Raw genomic sequence first — 16,707 nt, 5'->3', positions numbered from 1 at the left:
CGTACGGGTCAGGCCGCGGGTGCCGCCTCGACCTTGAGCTCGACGGTCAGCGTGACGCCGCTCGCGGTGGTGAGCCGCAGCTTGTACGTGCCCTCGGTGTCGTCGGCGAAGATCCCCGGGAGTTCGAGGAGCCCGTCGGCGCCCGTGGCCAGGTCGAGAGTGCGCACCGGCTCGCCCTCGGCATCCTTGAAGTACGGGCCCTTGTCGTTCTCGGCGGGCTTCTCCGCGTCGGTGATCATCGTGGCGGTGACCGCGGTGTCCGCGAGCCCCTTGCCCTTGTAGGTCGTCCGGATCTCGACGCGGTCGGCGAACTCCGCGCCCGGCGCGGCCGTCAGGGCCTTGTCGCCGGTCCGTACGACGGCGTCCGCCTGCCGGGCCGTGACGGTCGCCGCGTAGTTGAGGGTGCGCGGCTTGGCGGTGCCGGCGACGGCCGTCACCTTGAAGACACCGGCCTTCTCACCAGCCGTCAGGACCGGTGCGGTGACGGTGCCGTCGGCTCCGGTGCTCAGCGCGACCGTGGTCTTCCCGCCGGGGAAGCGGGCGTCCGTGTCGCCGACGACGGTAAAGGTGACCGGGGCCTTGGCGAGCGGGGCGCCGAGGGTGTTCCTGGCCCGGACCTTGACGCGCTGCGCGAACGCCTCGCCGGCGGTGGCCTTCAGGGGGGCGGTGCCGGCGTTCTCCAGGCTGCCCAGGGTCTGCGGCGGCGTGGGCGGAGTGGTCGGCGGCTCCGTCGGCGGCTTCGTCGGCGGGGGAGGCGTGGGGTCGGGGCTCGGTGTCGTACCGCCTCCGTGCGCCGGCGGCTTCGGCCCGGGGCTCGGCTTCGCGCCGCCGCCGCTGTGCTCGGGCGCGGGCGTCGGCGTGGGCGACGGGGTGGTGCCGCCCGTGCCGACCGGGAGGACGCCGGTGCCGTCGGGGACCTCGTGGGTGCCGCGGTTGTAGAAGGCGAACCAGGAGCGCACCGTGCGCAGGTACTCCGTGGAGTGGTTGTAGCTCAGCACCGCCCGGTCGAGGTCCGGGGCGAGCGACAGGTCGCGGGTGCCGGCGCAGAGGTAGCGCCCGGCGGCCAGCGCCGCGTCGTAGATGTTGTTGGGGTCCTTGCGTCCGTCGCCGTTGCCGTCCTGGCCCCAGGTCGCCCAGGTGGACGGGATGAACTGCATCGGGCCGACCGCACGGTCGTGGGTCGAGTCACCGTCGTACGCCCCGCCGTCGGTGTCCTTGATCAGCGCGAAGCCCTGGCCGTTGAGGGCCGGGCCGAGGATCGGGGAGAAGGTGGTGCCGTTCGCGTCGACCTTGCCGCCGCGGGCCTGGCCCGACTCGACCTTGCCGATCGCCGCGAGGAGCTGCCACGGCAGACGGCACGCGGCGTCGGTGCCCGCCAGACCCTGCTCGGCCTGCTTGTAGGCCGCCAGGATCGAGGCGGGTATACCCGATTCGGCACTTCCGGTCACCGGCAGATTCACGGACGACCCGGGCTTGTTGGGCGTATTGAGCGGCGGCAGGTCGGTGTGGTACGGCGAGTTGCCGGTGGCGGCGCTGTCGCCGGACGGAGTCGCACCGGCCGCGGTCTGGTCGCCCGCACCGTCGGGCTGCGGTGCGGCGGGGGCCTGCGAGGCGGAGAGAGCCGCCACGGCTGCCGCGGCGACCGCGGTGGTGGTGGCCCCCCTGCGCAGTCTGCGGCCGAATTGAGCTGCCATAGGTGTCGGTCCCTCCCCGTCGACGGCTGCCCGCGCTCCCCGCGCGAGGACTCAGGCGACCCTACGGCAACTCCCGCCGGCCGGACACCGGCCGCCGACCGGTTCTCACACATTCTTCAGCTTCGCGTCGCCAAGTCGTCAGGTCCGCCCCGGCGGATGACGCGGGGTCACCCGCATACTTGCCGCCATGCCCTTCACGCTCAGCCACGCCGCGGCGGTCCTCCCCGGCATCCGCCGGTCCGGCACGGGCCGCGGCCCACTGGTGGCATCAGCTCTCGTCGCCGGCTCCTTCGCCCCGGACCTGACCTACTACGCGGACACCGTCGTCCCCGGGGCCATGGAGTTCGGCGAGGTGACACACGCCGCGTGGGGGGTGTTCACCGTGGACGTCCTCGTCACGGGCGCCCTGGTGGCCCTGTGGCTGATGCTGCGCGAACCACTCGTCGCGCTGCTGCCCCGGGCGGCGCAGGGCCGCGTCCACACCTACGTACGAGGACAGCCCGGGGAGCCCGGCGCCCCGGCACTCCCCCGGGCTGCGTGGTTCGTCGTGTCCGCCGTCATCGGCTCGGGCACCCATGTCGTGTGGGACGCCTTCACCCACCACGACCGGTGGGGCACGGAGCTGATCCCCGCGCTCAGCCGGAGCGTCGGCGGGTTCCCCCTCTTCCAGATCGTGCAGTACGGCAGTTCGGCCCTGGCCCTGACGGTCCTGGCGTGGTTCGCGTACACGGGGCTGCGGAGCACCGGAGCCCTGGCGCCGCCGGAGTCCGTACCGGTGCTCGGCCGTGCCGAACGCGTGTGGGCGGGGTCGTTCCTCGGCCTGTGCGTCCTGCTGGGCGTCATCCACCGGTGCGCCCGCTGGTACGCCTACTTCGGGCGGATCGACACCCCGCTGGACATCATCCCGACGGCCTGCTTCGGCGCCGGGGCGGGCCTGGCGGCCGGCCTGGTGCTGTACGGGGCGTGGATGCGGCTGCGGAGGAAGCCGGCCGCCGCCCCCCGACCGCCGGAGGGGCCCGGTGCGGATACCGCACGGACCCCTCCGGCCGGCCGGGAGGCCGGCTGAGACCTCAGTGCGCGGCCGTCTCCCAGTCCGTGCCGACGCCGACCGAGACGTCCAGCGGTGCGCGGAGCTCCACCGCCGTGGACATCTCCCGGCGCAGGATCTCCTCGACCCGCTCCCTCTCGCCCTTCGCGATCTCCAGGACGATTTCGTCGTGGACCTGGAGCAGCATCCGTGACGTCAGCCCCGCCTCCGTCAGCGCCCGGTCGACGTTCAGCATCGCGACCTTCACGATGTCGGCGGCCGTGCCCTGGATCGGGGCGTTGAGCGCCATCCGCTCGGCCGTCTCACGCCGCTGCCGGTTGTCGCTGTTGAGGTCGGGGAGGTACCGGCGCCGGCCGAAGGCCGTCTCGGTGTAACCGGTGGACCTGGCCTCCTCCACCACCCGGTGCAGATAGTCGCGCACCCCTCCGAACCGCTGGAAGTAGGTGTCCATCAGCCCGCGCGCCTCACCGGCCTCGATGTTCAGCTGCTGGGAGAGGCCGAACGCCGAGAGCCCGTACGCCAGTCCGTAGGACATCGCCTTGATCTTGCGGCGCATCTCCGCGTCGACCGCGGACTTCTCGACACCGAACACCTGCGAGGCGACCGTCGTGTGCAGGTCCTCGCCCGAGGCGAACGCCTCGATCAGACCGGCGTCCTCCGAGAGGTGCGCCATCACCCGCAGCTCGATCTGGCTGTAGTCGGCCGTCATCAGCGTCTCGAAGCCCTCGCCGACGACGAAGCCCCGGCGGATCGCCCTGCCCTCGTCCGTACGCACCGGGATGTTCTGCAGGTTGGGCTCGGTGGAGGAGAGGCGGCCCGTCGCGGCGACCGTCTGGTTGAACGTGGTGTGGATACGGCCGTCCGCACCGATCGTCTTGACCAGGCCCTCGACCGTCACACGCAGCTTCGCCTGCTCACGGTGGCGCAGCATCAGCACCGGCAGCTCGTGCTCGGTCTGCGCCGCCAGCCACGCCAGCGCGTCCGCGTCCGTCGTGTAACCCGTCTTCGTCTTCTTCGTCTTCGGCAGGGCCAGCTCACCGAAGAGGACCTCCTGGAGCTGCTTGGGCGAACCGAGGTTGAACTCACGGCCCACCGAGGCGTGCGCCTCCTTCACCGCCTGCTGCACCGCACCGGCGAACTGCTGCTGCATGCCCTCCAGATGGGACCGGTCGGCGGCGATGCCGTGCCGCTCCAGACGGGCCAGCATGATCGACGTGGGCAGCTCCATGCCGTGCAGCAGCTCCGTGGCCCCGACCTCCCGCAGCCGGGCCGTGAACGCGTCGCCGAGATCCAGCACCGCCCTGGCCTGCGCCATCAGGGCGTCCGCCTCCGCACGGTCGTCCGCGCCGAAGGCCAGCTGCCCGTCCGACGAGGCCGCCGGTGCCAGCTCACGGCCGAGGTACTCGACGGCCAGCGCGTCCAGGGCGAAGGAACGCCGGCCCGGCTTGACGAGATACGCGGCGAGCGCGGTGTCCATCGTGATGCCGTCCAGCCGCCAGCCCTGCTCCGGGAAGACCCGCAGCGCGTTCTTGGCGTTGTGCATGACCTTGGGCCGCTGCGGGTCCGAGACCCACGCGGCGAACGCCCGCTCGTCGGCCTCGCCGAGCTCCGCCGGGTCCAGCCACGCGGCGGCCCCGTCCGCCGCGGCGAGCGCGACCTCCGTGACCGTGCCGGCGCCCAGCGACCAGGTGTCCACCGTCATCACACCGAGGGGCTGCCCGCCGTGCGCCTCCAGCCACGGGGCGACCTCGCCCGACCCCAGCACCACGCCGTCCAGCTCGATACCGGCCGCAGGCTCCGGGGGCGCCGCCTCCTGCGCACCGGGGTCCACGGCGAGGAGCCGCTCACGCAGACTCGGGTTACGGATCTCCAGGACGTCCAGCACACCCGTCACCGCAGTGCGGTCGTACGGCGCACGCTCCAGCTCGGACGGGACCTTCGGCAGCTCCACGTCACGGACCATCTCGGTCAGCACACGGTTCATCTTGACCGCGTCCAGGTGGTCCCGGAAGTTCTGACCGGCCTTGCCCTTGACCTCGTCGGCCCGCTCGACCAGCTCCGCGAACGAACCGAACTGGTTGATCCACTTCGCCGCCGTCTTCTCACCCACACCCGGGATACCCGGAAGGTTGTCCGACGGGTCACCGCGCAGCGCAGCGAAGTCCGGGTACTGGGCGGGCGTGAGACCGTACTTCTCCTCGACCTTCTCCGGGGTGAAGCGCGTCAGCTCCGAGACGCCCTTCGTCGGGTACAGCACGGTCACGTTCTCCGTGATCAGCTGGAAGGAGTCCCGGTCCCCCGTGACGATCAGGACCTCGAAGCCCGCCGCCTCGGCCTGCGTAGCCAGCGTCGCGATGACGTCGTCCGCCTCGAACCCGTCCACCGCGAACCGGTCCGCGTGCATCGCGTCCAGCAGCTCGCCGATCAGCTCGACCTGCCCCTTGAACTCGTCGGGGGTCTTGGAGCGGTTCGCCTTGTACTCGGGGAACTCCTGGGCGCGCCACGTCTTGCGGGACACGTCGAACGCGACCGCGAAATGCGTGGGCGCCTCGTCGCGCAGCGTGTTCGCCAGCATCGACATGAAGCCGTACACGGCGTTCGTCGGCTGCCCCGTCGCCGTCGTGAAATTCTCCGCGGGCAGGGCGAAGAACGCCCGGTACGCCAGGGAGTGCCCGTCCATGAGGAGCAGGCGCGGTCGGTTGTCTGCCGTCTTCTTCGATGCCGTCTCAGCCACGCCCCCGATCCTGCCACGTACCACCGACAATCCGGACCGGCCGCCGCTCGACCCCGGCTCGGGCGCCGCTCGACCCCTCCGGCGCACACACCCCGCACCGCCCTCCGCACCCGCCCGCCTCCCACCGGGACACCCCGGCACACGTGCATGACAGGATCGAAAGACAGCGAAGGCGTAGGCAGACGTGACAGGACGCGCACGCGGGACCACGCGCCCGCAAGCGCACGAAGGGGAGCACCATGGCCACCAAGCCCCCGACCGGTGACCCGGTCCAGGACGCGCCGCGGATCGACGCGGTCCAGCACTCCGCCGCCGGACTGCCCGCGGTCGCGCACACCCTGCGCATCGCACAGCAGCAGATGGGCGTGCGCCGCACCGCGCAGACCCTGCTCAAGGTCAACCAGAAGGACGGCTTCGACTGTCCCGGCTGCGCCTGGCCGGAGGGCGACAAGCGGCACACCGCCGAGTTCTGCGAGAACGGCGCCAAGGCCGTCGCCGAGGAGGCGACCCTGCGCCGCGTCACCCCGGACTTCTTCGCCGCGCACCCCCTCACCGACCTCGCCGACCGCAGCGGCTACTGGCTCGGCCAGCAGGGACGCATCACGCAACCCGTCTACCTGCCCGAGGGCGCCGACCGGTACGAGCCCGTGACCTGGGAGCGCGCCTTCGCGATCATCGCCGAGGAACTCACCGCGCTCGCCTCCCCCGACGAGGCACTCTTCTACACCTCGGGCCGCACCAGCAACGAGGCCGCGTTCCTGCTCCAGCTCTTCGCCCGGGAGTTCGGCACCAACAACCTGCCCGACTGCTCCAACATGTGCCACGAGTCGTCCGGCTCGGCCCTCACCGAGACCATCGGCGTCGGCAAGGGCAGCGTCAGCCTGGAGGACCTCCACCAGGCCGACCTGATCATCGTCGCCGGACAGAACCCCGGCACCAACCACCCCCGGATGCTGTCGGCCCTCGAACAGGCCAAGGCCTCCGGAGCGAAGATCATCTCGGTGAACCCGCTGCCCGAGGCCGGACTCGAGCGGTTCAAGAACCCGCAGACCGCCCGCGGCATGCTCAAGGGCGCCGCCCTCACCGACCTCTTCCTCCAGATCCGCATCGGCGGCGACCAGGCCCTCTTCCGCCTCCTCAACAAAATGATCATCGAGGCCGACGGCGCCGTCGACACCGATTTCATCGCCGAACACACCCACGGCTACGAGGAGTTCACCGAAGCCGCCCGCACCGCCGACTGGGACCGGACCCTCACCGCCACCGGCCTCGACCGCGACGCCATCGAACAGGCACTCGCCATGGTCCTCGCCTCGGAACGCACCATCGTCTGCTGGGCCATGGGCCTCACCCAGCACAAGCACTCCGTACCGACCATCCGCGAAGTGGTCAACTTCCTCCTCCTGCGCGGCAACATCGGCAGGCCCGGCGCGGGCGTCTGCCCCGTACGCGGCCACTCCAACGTCCAGGGCGACCGCACCATGGGCATCTTCGAACGCCCCGCACCCGCCTTCCTCGACGCCCTCGACCGCGAATTCGGCATCACCTCACCACGCCACCACGGCTACGACGTCGTACGGTCCATCCAGGCACTCCGCGACGGCGACGCCAAGGTCTTCTTCGCCATGGGCGGCAACTTCGTCGCCGCCACCCCCGACACCGCCGTCACCGAAGCCGCCATGCGCCGCGCACGGCTCACGGTCCACGTCTCGACCAAACTCAACCGCTCCCACGCCGTCACCGGCACCCGCGCCCTGATCCTGCCCACCCTCGGCCGCACCGACAAGGACGTGACCGCCTGCGGGAAGCAGTTCGTCACCGTCGAGGACTCCATGGGCCTGGTCCACCCCTCACGTGGCAACCTCACCCCCGCCGGCCCCCACCTGCTCTCGGAACCCGCGATCATCGCCCGCCTCGCCCGAGCCGTCCTCGGCCCCTCCTCCACCACACCCTGGGAGGACTTCGAGAAGGACTACGGCACGATCCGCGACCGCATCTCCCGCGTCGTACCCGGCTTCGAGGACTTCAACGCCCGCGTCGCACCCCCCGGCTCCGCAGGATTCACCCTCCCCCACGCACCCCGCGACGAACGCCGCTTCCCCACCGCCACCGGCAAGGCCAACTTCACCGCCGCACCGGTCGAACACCCCGAACTCCCCGAAGGCCGCCTGCTGCTCCAGACCCTGCGCTCCCACGACCAGTACAACACCACGATCTACGGCCTCGACGACCGCTACCGCGGCATCAAGGGCGGCCGCCGCATCGTCATGGTCAACCCCGAGGACGCCCACGACCTCGGCCTCGCCGACGGCTCCTACACCGACCTCGTCAGCGAATGGAAGGACGGCGTCGAACGCCGCGCCCCCGGTTTCCGCGTCGTCCACTACCCCACCGCACGGGGCTGCGCCGCCGCGTACTACCCGGAGACCAACATCCTCGTCCCCCTCGACGCGACCGCGGACACCAGCAACACCCCGGCCAGCAAGTCGGTCGTCGTCCGGTTCGAGACGGCCTGACCCGGACGAAGAACGGCTAAGCGCACGCTCAGCCGTTCTGATAAGAACAGTGCACACAGCAACGAACGACGCACACGATCGGAGCCGGACGCCATGGGCGAGCACACCGCACCCACGTTCCCCCAGGAGATCATCGACGAGTACGCCGCACTCGGCGTCGACCTCCCCGCACTCTTCTCCGCCGGACACCTCGGCGAGCGCATGGGCGTCACGATCGTCGAGGCCTCCGCCGAGCGCGTCGTGGGCACCATGCCCGTCGAGGGCAACACCCAGCCCTACGGACTGCTCCACGGCGGCGCGTCCGCCGTCCTCGCCGAGACCCTCGGCTCCGTCGGCACCATGCTCCACGGCGGCGCCACCAAGATCGCGGTCGGCGTCGACCTGAACTGCACCCACCACCGCGGCGTCCGCAACGGACTCGTCACGGGCGTCGCCACCCCCGTCCACCGCGGCCGCTCCACCGCCACCTACGAGATCGTCATCACCGACGAGCACGACAAGCGGGTCTGCACCGCCCGCCTCACCTGCCTGCTCCGCGACGCACCCCGCCCCGACGCGGGCTGACCCGACCCTGCGACACCCCACTGCCCGGCCGGAGAACGCACCGCGTTCCGGACCGGGCAGACCCATATCCGGAGCAATTCGCAGAAGTTGACGGACACGCTCGGTCAACACCCTTGACGGTAGAACCCGTTCAATGAGCCACTTCAACAGCCACACCACCCCCACGGCACTTCAAACACATCCCACGGATGTAACACTGCGTAACATGTGTGCAATACACGAAAAACCTCGCGAGCCGCACCCGCACACACCGCGCCGACTTCCGCCGTGCCCCATGCGCCCCGATTCGGGTGACAGCACCAAGATCACCCCAAGCCCCTTAGCAGAGCTGCGCGTTCTCACCATGCGGTCACTTCAGCCATCGGCGAAAAGCCGCACATGTCCACACAGCGACCACGAAGCCTTCCCCATGGCATAACAAGACAGTCACATCATCAGCGGACCCGTCCCGCACCCCCTCACCTGCCCATAGAGTCACGGCCAGTCACCGCGCCGCCGGGTGCGACCACTGCACCGCTCCGAAACGACCAGTACCGCCCGGCGACCGTCACGGCACCTCAGCAGAGGAGGCCGCGCCAGGGAAAGGACCTTTCGTGCGACACCGTTCTTTGCTCATCCTCACCACAGTGCTCACCACAGGCGCACTGACACTCACCGCCTGCGGATCGCGCGACGACGACACCAAGAGCAGCGGCGGCGGCGACACCCAGACCGTCGTCATCGGTGTCGACGCACCCCTGACCGGCGACCTCTCCGCCCTCGGCCTCGGCATCAAGAACTCCGCCGACCTCGCCGCCAAGACCGCCAACGCGGACAAGACGGTCCCCGGCATCAAGTTCGAGATCCAGGCACTCGACGACCAGGCCCAGCCCTCCGTCGGCCAGCAGAACGCCCAGAAGTTCATCGGCAACAAGGACCTCCTCGGCGTCGTCGGCCCGCTGAACTCCGGCGTCGCCCAGTCGATGCAGAAGCCCTTCACCGACGCCAAACTCACCCAGGTCTCCCCCGCCAACACCGGCACCGAGCTGACCCAGGGCAACAACTGGAAGACCGGCGACAAGAAGCGCCCCTACGCGGCCTACTTCCGCACCGCCACCACGGACGCGATCCAGGGCGCCTTCGCCGCGAACTACCTCTTCAAGAACGCCAAGGTCAAGGACGTCTACCTCATCGACGACCAGAAGCCCTACGGCGCAGGCCTCGCCGCCTCCTTCAAGGCGACCTTCACCGAACTCGGCGGCAAGATCGTCGGAACCGACCACATCAACCCCGACGACCGCGACTTCAACTCCGTCGTCACCAAGGTCAAGAGCTCCGGCGCCAAGGCCGTCTACTACGGCGGCGAGTACCCCGCCGGCGCACCCCTGAGCCAGCAGCTCAAGGACAGCGTCCAGATCCCCCTCATGGGCGGCGACGGCATGTACAGCGCCGACTTCATCAAGCTCAACAAGAAGGCCGAAGGCGACATCGCCACCTCCGTCGGCAAGCCCGTCGAAGAACTCGACTCCGCCAAGAAGTTCATCGCCGACTACAAGACCGCCGGCTACAAGGACGCCTACGAGGCCTACGGCGGCGGCACCTACGACGCCGCCTGGTCCGTCATCGAGGCCGTCAAGGCAGTCGTCGCCGACAACGACGGCAAGCTCCCCGACGACGCCCGCGCCAAGGTCCTCGAAGCCATGGCCAAGGTCAACTTCGACGGCGTCACCGGCCCCGTCTCCTTCGACCAGTACGGCGACACCACCAACACCCTGATGACCGCCTACCAGGTCACCGGCGGCAAGTGGACCTCCAAGCTCAGCGCAGCCGTCAAGTAGGTCCACCAAGGACCCCCACAGCAACACCCCACGTACACAACACCGCGCGGGAGCGCTACGAGCACTCCCGCGCGGCGCCATATCCGAACCACCCACGGAGGCCCTGCGGTGAACGAACTGCCGCAACAGCTGGCCAATGGACTCATCCTCGGCGCGATGTACGGTCTCATCGCGATCGGCTACACGATGGTCTACGGAATCATCCAGCTCATCAACTTCGCACACGGCGAGATCTTCATGATCGGGGGCTTCGGAGCCCTCACGGTCTACCTCGGGCTTCCGTCCGGACTCTCCCTGCTCGCTGCGATACCCCTCATGATCGCCGGCGGAGTCATATGCTCCGTCGCCGTCAGCGTCGCCGCCGAACGCTTCGCCTACCGCCCCCTGCGCAGCGCACCACGGCTGGCCCCCCTCATCACCGCCATCGGCCTCTCCCTCGCACTCCAGCAAGCCGTATGGATGTGGTATCCCGACGCCACCAAGGACCGCTCCTTCCCCCAGTTCAAGGGCGAAGCGATCGACATCTTCGGCGCCCACATCCAACGAGGCGACCTCTTCGTCCTCATCGCCGCACCCCTCTGCATGCTCGCCCTCGGCCTCTTCGTCTCCAAGACACGAGCCGGCCGCGGCATGCAAGCCACCTCTCAGGACCCCGACACCGCCAAGCTCATGGGCATCAACACCGACCGCATCATCGTCATGGCCTTCGCCATCGGTGCCGCGTTCGCCGCCGTCGCCGCCGTCGCCTACGGGCTCAAGAACGGCCAGATCGGCTTCCGCATGGGCTTCATCATGGGCCTCAAGGCCTTCACCGCAGCCGTACTCGGCGGCATCGGCAACATCTACGGCGCCATGCTCGGCGGAGTCGTCCTCGGCGTCGCCGAAGCCCTCGCCACCGGCTACATGAGCGACGTCCCCGGCATGGAACTCTTCGGAGGCGGAGCCTGGAAGGACGTATGGGCCTTCGTGCTCCTCATCCTCGTCCTCCTCATACGCCCCCAAGGCCTGCTCGGCGAACGCGTCGCGGACAGGGCGTGACCACCATGACCACCACGACCCCCGCCGCGCACAGCGCCACACTCCCCCTGCCCACCACAGCAGCCCGCGCCGCCACCACCACCGGCGCCGCACTCGCCCTCATCGGCACCTTCCTCGCCTGGACCTACACCGACACCTTCCCCGGCGACCTCACCGTCACCGGCTACCCCGGCGGCCTCCAGGTCCTCACCCTCATCACCTCAGCGCTCACCCTCCTCTTCGCCCTCGCCGGATACGGCATCAAGGGCCTGCGCTGGCTCACCCCCGGCGGCACCAACAGCCCCACCAGGCTCCTCGCCCTCGGCACCCTCATCACCACCGCCTACACCGTCATCGCCGTCGTCGTCACCAAAGACGACAACGGCAACCTCCTCGGACTGGTCGAACTCGAACCCGGAGCCTGGGTCAGCCTCACCGGCGCACTCGTCGCCACCGTCGCCTCCCTCGGACTCCCCAACGACCAGCCCCTCGACGACACCACCAAACCCAGCGCACTCAACCGATTCCTCGGCAGCCTCCGCGCACCGGCACCCGCCCGCGCCAAGGCACTCCCCTCCTGGGCCGAAATCCTCATCATCGCCGGAGCCTTCGGCGCAGCACTCGAAGTCTTCACCTACGGCATCGACACCGAATACGCCGAACTCTTCATCGGCTACGTCATCGCCGTCGCCTTCGGCTTCACCGCACTCACCCGGGCCGGACTCATCGCCCGCATCACCGCGCTGACCGCCAAACACCGCAACGTCACCCTGTGCGCCGCACTCGTCGCAGCCTTCTGCTTCCCCTTCACCCAGCAGAACGAGGAATACGCCCTCATCGGCGCCAATATCCTCATCTTCGCGACCGTCGCACTCGGCCTCAACGTCGTCGTCGGCCTCGCCGGACTCCTCGACCTCGGCTACGTCGCCTTCCTCGGCGTCGGCGCCTACGCCGCGGCACTCGTCTCCGGCAGCCCCCTCTCCCCCGTCGGCGTCCAGTTCCCCTTCTGGGCCGCCGTCCTCACGGGAGCAGCGGCATCACTCGTCTTCGGCGTCGTCATCGGCGCCCCGACACTCCGCCTCCGCGGCGACTACCTCGCCATCGTCACCCTCGGATTCGGAGAGATCTTCCGACTCACCGTCAACGCCCTCAACGGCGTCAGCGGACCCGACCTCACCAACGGCTCCCAGGGCATCCCCAGCATCCCCGACCTCAAGCTCCTCGGCTTCGACTTCGGACTCAGCCACGACGTCGGCGGCTTCACACTCGGCAGATCAGCCAACTACTACCTGCTGATGCTCGTCTTCACCGCCGTCGTCGTCCTCGTCTTCCGACGCTCCGGAGAATCCCGCATCGGCCGCGCCTGGGTCGCCATCCGCGAAGACGAAACCGCAGCCACCGCCATGGGCATCAACGCCTTCCGGCTCAAACTGCTCGCCTTCGCCCTCGGCGCCACCCTCGCCGGACTCGCCGGAACCGTGCAGGCACACGTCTCCTACACGGTCACCCCCGAGCAGTACCAGTTCGCCGGATCCGTACCCCCGAACTCCGCGTTCCTCCTCGCCGCCGTCATCCTCGGCGGCATGGGAACCCTCAGCGGCCCCCTCGTCGGAGCCGCACTGCTCTACCTCATCCCGGCCAAGCTCCAGTTCATGCAGGACTACCAGCTCTTCCTCTTCGGAATCGCACTCATCCTCCTGATGCGCTTCCGCCCCGAAGGCCTCGTCGCCGACCGCAGGAAGCAGCTCGAATTCCACGAGACCGGCCAACTCGACGTACCACCCGACACACCACTCACCGACACGGCCGCCGGCACCACGAAGGCGGGGGCGTGACCACCATGACCACAACAGACACACCCACCACCGGCACCATCGTCCTCGACGCCAGCGGCGTCACCATGCGTTTCGGCGGCCTCACCGCCGTACGCGACGTCGACCTCACCGTCAACGCGGGCGAGATCGTCGGCCTCATCGGACCCAACGGCGCCGGCAAGACCACCTTCTTCAACTGCCTCACCGGCCTCTACGTCCCCACCGAGGGCAAGGTCAGCTACAAGGGCACCGTCCTGCCGCCCAAGCCCCACCTCGTCACCCAGGCAGGCATCGCCCGCACCTTCCAGAACATCCGCCTCTTCGCCAACATGACCGTCCTGGAAAACGTCCTCGTCGGACGCCACACCAGGACCAAAGAAGGCCTCTGGTCCGCCCTCCTGCGCCTCCCCGGCTACAAGAAGGCCGAGAACGCCAGCCGCGAACGCTGCATGGAACTCCTGGAGTTCATCGGCCTCGCGGACAAGGCCGACCACCTCGCGCGCAACCTCCCCTACGGAGACCAGCGCAAGCTCGAAATCGCCCGCGCCCTCGCCAGCGACCCCGGCCTCCTCCTCCTGGACGAGCCCACCGCAGGCATGAACCCCCAGGAAACCCGCGTCACCGAAGAACTCATCTTCGCCATCCGGGACCAGGGCATCGCCGTACTCGTCATCGAGCACGACATGCGGTTCATCTTCAACCTCTGCGACCGGGTCGCCGTCCTCGTCCAGGGCGAAAAACTCGTCGAGGGCACCGCACCCGTCGTACAGGGCGACGAACGCGTCGTCGCCGCCTACCTCGGCACCCCCTTCGAAGGCGCCCCCGGCGCCGAAGAAGCCGCCGAAGTCGCAGCAGCCGAAGCCACCGCCGCAGGCACAAGCACAGGCACAGGCACAGGCACAGGCAAGGCAGACGCACCGGCCCCGGAACCGGACAGGACAGGCACCACCCACAACACCGACACCACCCGCACCGAGGAGGAGGACACCCGATGACCGCACTGCTCGAGGTCGAAGACCTCCGCGTCGCCTACGGCAAGATCGAAGCCGTCAAGGGCATCTCCTTCACCGTCGAAGCCGGCCAGGTCGTCACCCTCATCGGCACCAACGGCGCAGGCAAGACCACCACCCTGCGCACCCTGTCCGGACTCCTCAAGCCCGCCGGCGGCCGCATCCTCTTCGAGGGCAAACCGCTCACAGGCATCCCCGCACACAAGATCGTCTCCCTGGGCATCGCCCACTCCCCCGAGGGACGCCACATCTTCCCCCGGCTGACGATCGCCGAAAACCTCCTCCTCGGCGCCTACCTCCGCAGCGACAAGGCAGGCATCGCCAAGGACGTCCAACGCGCCTACGACCTCTTCCCCATCCTCGGGGAACGCCGCAAGCAGGCCGCGGGAACCCTCTCCGGCGGCGAACAGCAGATGCTCGCCATGGGACGCGCACTCATGTCCCAGCCCAAACTGCTCATGCTCGACGAGCCCTCCATGGGCCTCTCACCGATCATGATGCAGAAGATCATGGAGACCATCGTCGAACTCAAGGCGTCGGGCACCACCATCCTGCTCGTCGAGCAGAACGCCCAGGCAGCCCTCTCCCTCGCGGACCAGGGCCACGTCATGGAGGTCGGCAAGGTCGTCCTCTCCGGCACCGGCGGCGACCTCCTCCACGACGAGTCGGTACGCAAGGCCTACCTCGGCGAGGACTGAGCACCACCCACGCGCACGGAAAGAGCCCGCCCCCGGCCGGACACCGGGGACGGGCTCTTTCCGTATCCGCTCACAGGACTACTCGGCAGCCTTCTTCTTCTCCTCGGCGTCCTCGATCAGCGCCTCCGCCAACTGCTGCATCGACATACGCCGGTCCATCGACGTCTTCTGGATCCAACGGAACGCGGCCGGCTCGGAGAGCCCGTAATCCGTCTGCAGGATGCTCTTCGCCCGGTCCACCAGCTTCCGGGTCTCGAGCCGCTGCGAAAGATCCGCGATCTCGCTCTCCAACGCCTTCAGCTCCGCGAACCGGGACACCGCCATCTCGATGGCCGGCACCACGTCGCTCTTACTGAACGGCTTCACCAGATACGCCATCGCCCCGGCGTCCCGGGCCCGCTCCACGAGGTCGCGCTGCGAGAACGCGGTGAGCATCAGAACCGGGGCGATCGACTCCTCGGCGATCTTCTCGGCCGCCGAGATCCCGTCCAGAACCGGCATCTTCACATCGAGGATCACCAGATCCGGCCGGTGCTCCCGAGCCAGCTCGACGGCCTGCTGCCCGTCCCCGGCCTCACCGACGACCGAGTAGCCCTCCTCCTCCAGCATCTCCTTGAGGTCGAGGCGGATGAGCGCCTCGTCCTCGGCGATGACGACGCGGGTCGTCAGCGGCGGGACGTGCGACTTGTCGTCGTCGGCGGCGTCTACGGGCTGGGGCGACTCGGGGGTGGTCACGGGGGCTCCTTGTTTCAGGGCAGGTACAGCTCCCACGAGCCTACCTAGCTGCGATATGGTGACACTACGCAGGTCAGCTTCCGCCCTACGTTTCCAAGGCCCCAGTACTCCAACTGGTTAGAGAGGCCGCTCTCAAACAGCGGACAGTGTGGGTTCGAATCCCACCTGGGGCACTTTTCCTTAGATTCCAAGGCGTTGCGGGAACGATGAAATTTCACATGAACGTGTGAACAACGATGTATCCCGGATCAGGGTCAGCGCGGCGCGACAAAGATCGCCAGTATGTACGACCTTGATACGCGAAAGCGTGCTCTGACGCTGGTGGCTCAGGGCTTCAGCCAGAACTCCGTCAGCAAACAGACCGGCATATCGCGAGCCGCGATCCGATCCTGGCTGAAACGACTGGAGCCTCTCGGCTGCAACCGTGCTGCCGATTGCCCTCGGTGCGATACCGCAAGCCCTCCCGCAGACCCCGCCTCGTACTCCTACCTCCTCGGTCTCTACTTGGGGGATGGCTGCATCAGCTCGGCAAAACGGGGCGTCTACTCCCTCCGTATCGCGTGCGCCAACGCTTGGCCTGGCCTTATCGACGACTGCGTCGCAGCTGTCCAGCGTGCTCGCCCGGGCAACAAGGTATGTCGGGTGCAGGGCAAGGGCTGCCAGTACGTCACAAGCTTCAGCAAGCACTGGCCCTGCCTCTTTCCGCAGCATGGGCCCGGCAAGAAGCACGACCGCGAGATCGCACTGGAACCCTGGCAGCGGCAGATCGTGGACGCCCACCCGTGGGAATTCATCCGTGGCCTCATCCACTCCGACGGCTGCCGGATCACCAACTGGACCACCCGCCTCGTCCGTGGTGAACGGAAGCGCTACGAGTACCCCCGGTACTTCTTCACCAACAAGTCCGACGACATCCGCAAGCTGTTCAGCGACACGCTCACTGCCGTAGGTGTCGAGTGGACGACCCTCGCTCGCAGGAGCGACCCGTACAACATCTCCGTAGCCCGACGGGCGTCCGTGGCTCTCATGGACACTCACGTCGGGCCGAAGTACTGACGAC

12 protein-coding genes and 1 tRNA gene are annotated in these 16,707 nt (G+C 68.7%); 10 read left to right on the top strand and 3 right to left on the bottom strand.

The genetic code is table 11. The annotated features are described in order from the left end of the window. Positions 1 to 8: 8 nt before the first annotated feature. Entirely contained in the window at positions 9 to 1,694 is a 1,686-nt protein-coding gene (locus AB0I83_RS22070; RefSeq protein ID WP_363305837.1) for a lytic transglycosylase domain-containing protein, read from the bottom strand. 187 nt (positions 1,695 to 1,881) lie between these two features. Here AB0I83_RS22070 and AB0I83_RS22065 point away from each other — a divergent pair, with 187 nt between their 5' ends. Next, positions 1,882 to 2,760, top strand: coding sequence for a DUF4184 family protein (locus tag AB0I83_RS22065; protein WP_363305836.1), 879 nt, complete (start codon positions 1,882 to 1,884; stop codon positions 2,758 to 2,760). A 4-nt stretch (positions 2,761 to 2,764) separates the two neighbouring features. Here the strand turns inward: AB0I83_RS22065 and polA are convergent, their stop codons facing one another. Then, the gene (polA, locus tag AB0I83_RS22060) at positions 2,765 to 5,476 is read right to left on the bottom strand and encodes a DNA polymerase I (protein WP_363305835.1); all 2,712 of its coding nucleotides are present in this window, start codon (positions 5,474 to 5,476) and stop codon (positions 2,765 to 2,767) included. 239 nt (positions 5,477 to 5,715) lie between these two features. On the opposite strand from polA, the gene AB0I83_RS22055 reads away from it, so the two are divergent. From AB0I83_RS22055 to AB0I83_RS22025, 7 genes are all read left to right on the top strand, one after another. Further along, a complete protein-coding gene (locus AB0I83_RS22055) occupies positions 5,716 to 7,992 on the top strand; it encodes an FdhF/YdeP family oxidoreductase (RefSeq protein WP_363305834.1) in 2,277 nt (758 codons plus the stop codon). A 93-nt stretch (positions 7,993 to 8,085) separates the two neighbouring features. Then, complete coding sequence (locus tag AB0I83_RS22050; RefSeq protein ID WP_205019536.1) at positions 8,086 to 8,556, top strand: hotdog fold thioesterase; 471 nt, start codon at positions 8,086 to 8,088, stop codon at positions 8,554 to 8,556. Positions 8,557 to 9,164: 608 nt separating this feature from the next. Further along, on the top strand, positions 9,165 to 10,373 hold the full coding sequence (locus AB0I83_RS22045; RefSeq protein WP_356533784.1) for a branched-chain amino acid ABC transporter substrate-binding protein: 1,209 nt from the start codon (positions 9,165 to 9,167) through the stop codon (positions 10,371 to 10,373). Between the two features lie 108 nt (positions 10,374 to 10,481). After that, positions 10,482 to 11,411 (top strand): branched-chain amino acid ABC transporter permease, encoded by a 930-nt coding sequence (locus AB0I83_RS22040; protein WP_356533692.1) that lies wholly within the window; start codon positions 10,482 to 10,484, stop codon positions 11,409 to 11,411. Positions 11,412 to 11,416: 5 nt separating this feature from the next. Next, the gene (locus AB0I83_RS22035; RefSeq protein WP_363305833.1) at positions 11,417 to 13,225 is read left to right on the top strand and encodes a branched-chain amino acid ABC transporter permease; all 1,809 of its coding nucleotides are present in this window, start codon (positions 11,417 to 11,419) and stop codon (positions 13,223 to 13,225) included. A 5-nt stretch (positions 13,226 to 13,230) separates the two neighbouring features. Beyond that, positions 13,231 to 14,199: an ABC transporter ATP-binding protein gene (locus tag AB0I83_RS22030; protein ID WP_363305832.1), complete on the top strand. Its 969-nt coding sequence runs from the start codon at positions 13,231 to 13,233 to the stop codon at positions 14,197 to 14,199. Then, entirely contained in the window at positions 14,196 to 14,912 is a 717-nt protein-coding gene (locus AB0I83_RS22025) for an ABC transporter ATP-binding protein (RefSeq protein ID WP_356533687.1), read from the top strand. Before AB0I83_RS22030 ends, AB0I83_RS22025 begins: the two co-directional genes overlap by 4 nt. Positions 14,913 to 14,990: 78 nt before the next feature. On the opposite strand, the gene AB0I83_RS22020 is transcribed toward AB0I83_RS22025, so the two are convergent. Next, positions 14,991 to 15,647: a response regulator gene (locus AB0I83_RS22020; protein WP_356533686.1), complete on the bottom strand. Its 657-nt coding sequence runs from the start codon at positions 15,645 to 15,647 to the stop codon at positions 14,991 to 14,993. Positions 15,648 to 15,745: 98 nt separating this feature from the next. Between AB0I83_RS22020 and AB0I83_RS22015 the strand changes: the two genes are divergently transcribed. Continuing rightward, positions 15,746 to 15,820, top strand: a tRNA-Leu gene (locus tag AB0I83_RS22015). 109 nt (positions 15,821 to 15,929) lie between these two features. Continuing rightward, a complete protein-coding gene (locus tag AB0I83_RS22010) occupies positions 15,930 to 16,703 on the top strand; it encodes a helix-turn-helix domain-containing protein (RefSeq protein ID WP_363305831.1) in 774 nt (257 codons plus the stop codon). Positions 16,704 to 16,707: the final 4 nt, after the last annotated feature.

It is taken from the genome of Streptomyces sp. NPDC049970, assembly GCF_040660235.1.
Lineage (GTDB): Bacteria > Actinomycetota > Actinomycetes > Streptomycetales > Streptomycetaceae > Streptomyces.
Note: the sequence above shows the minus strand (reverse complement) of the source record. Positions and strands in the feature narration are given on the sequence as shown.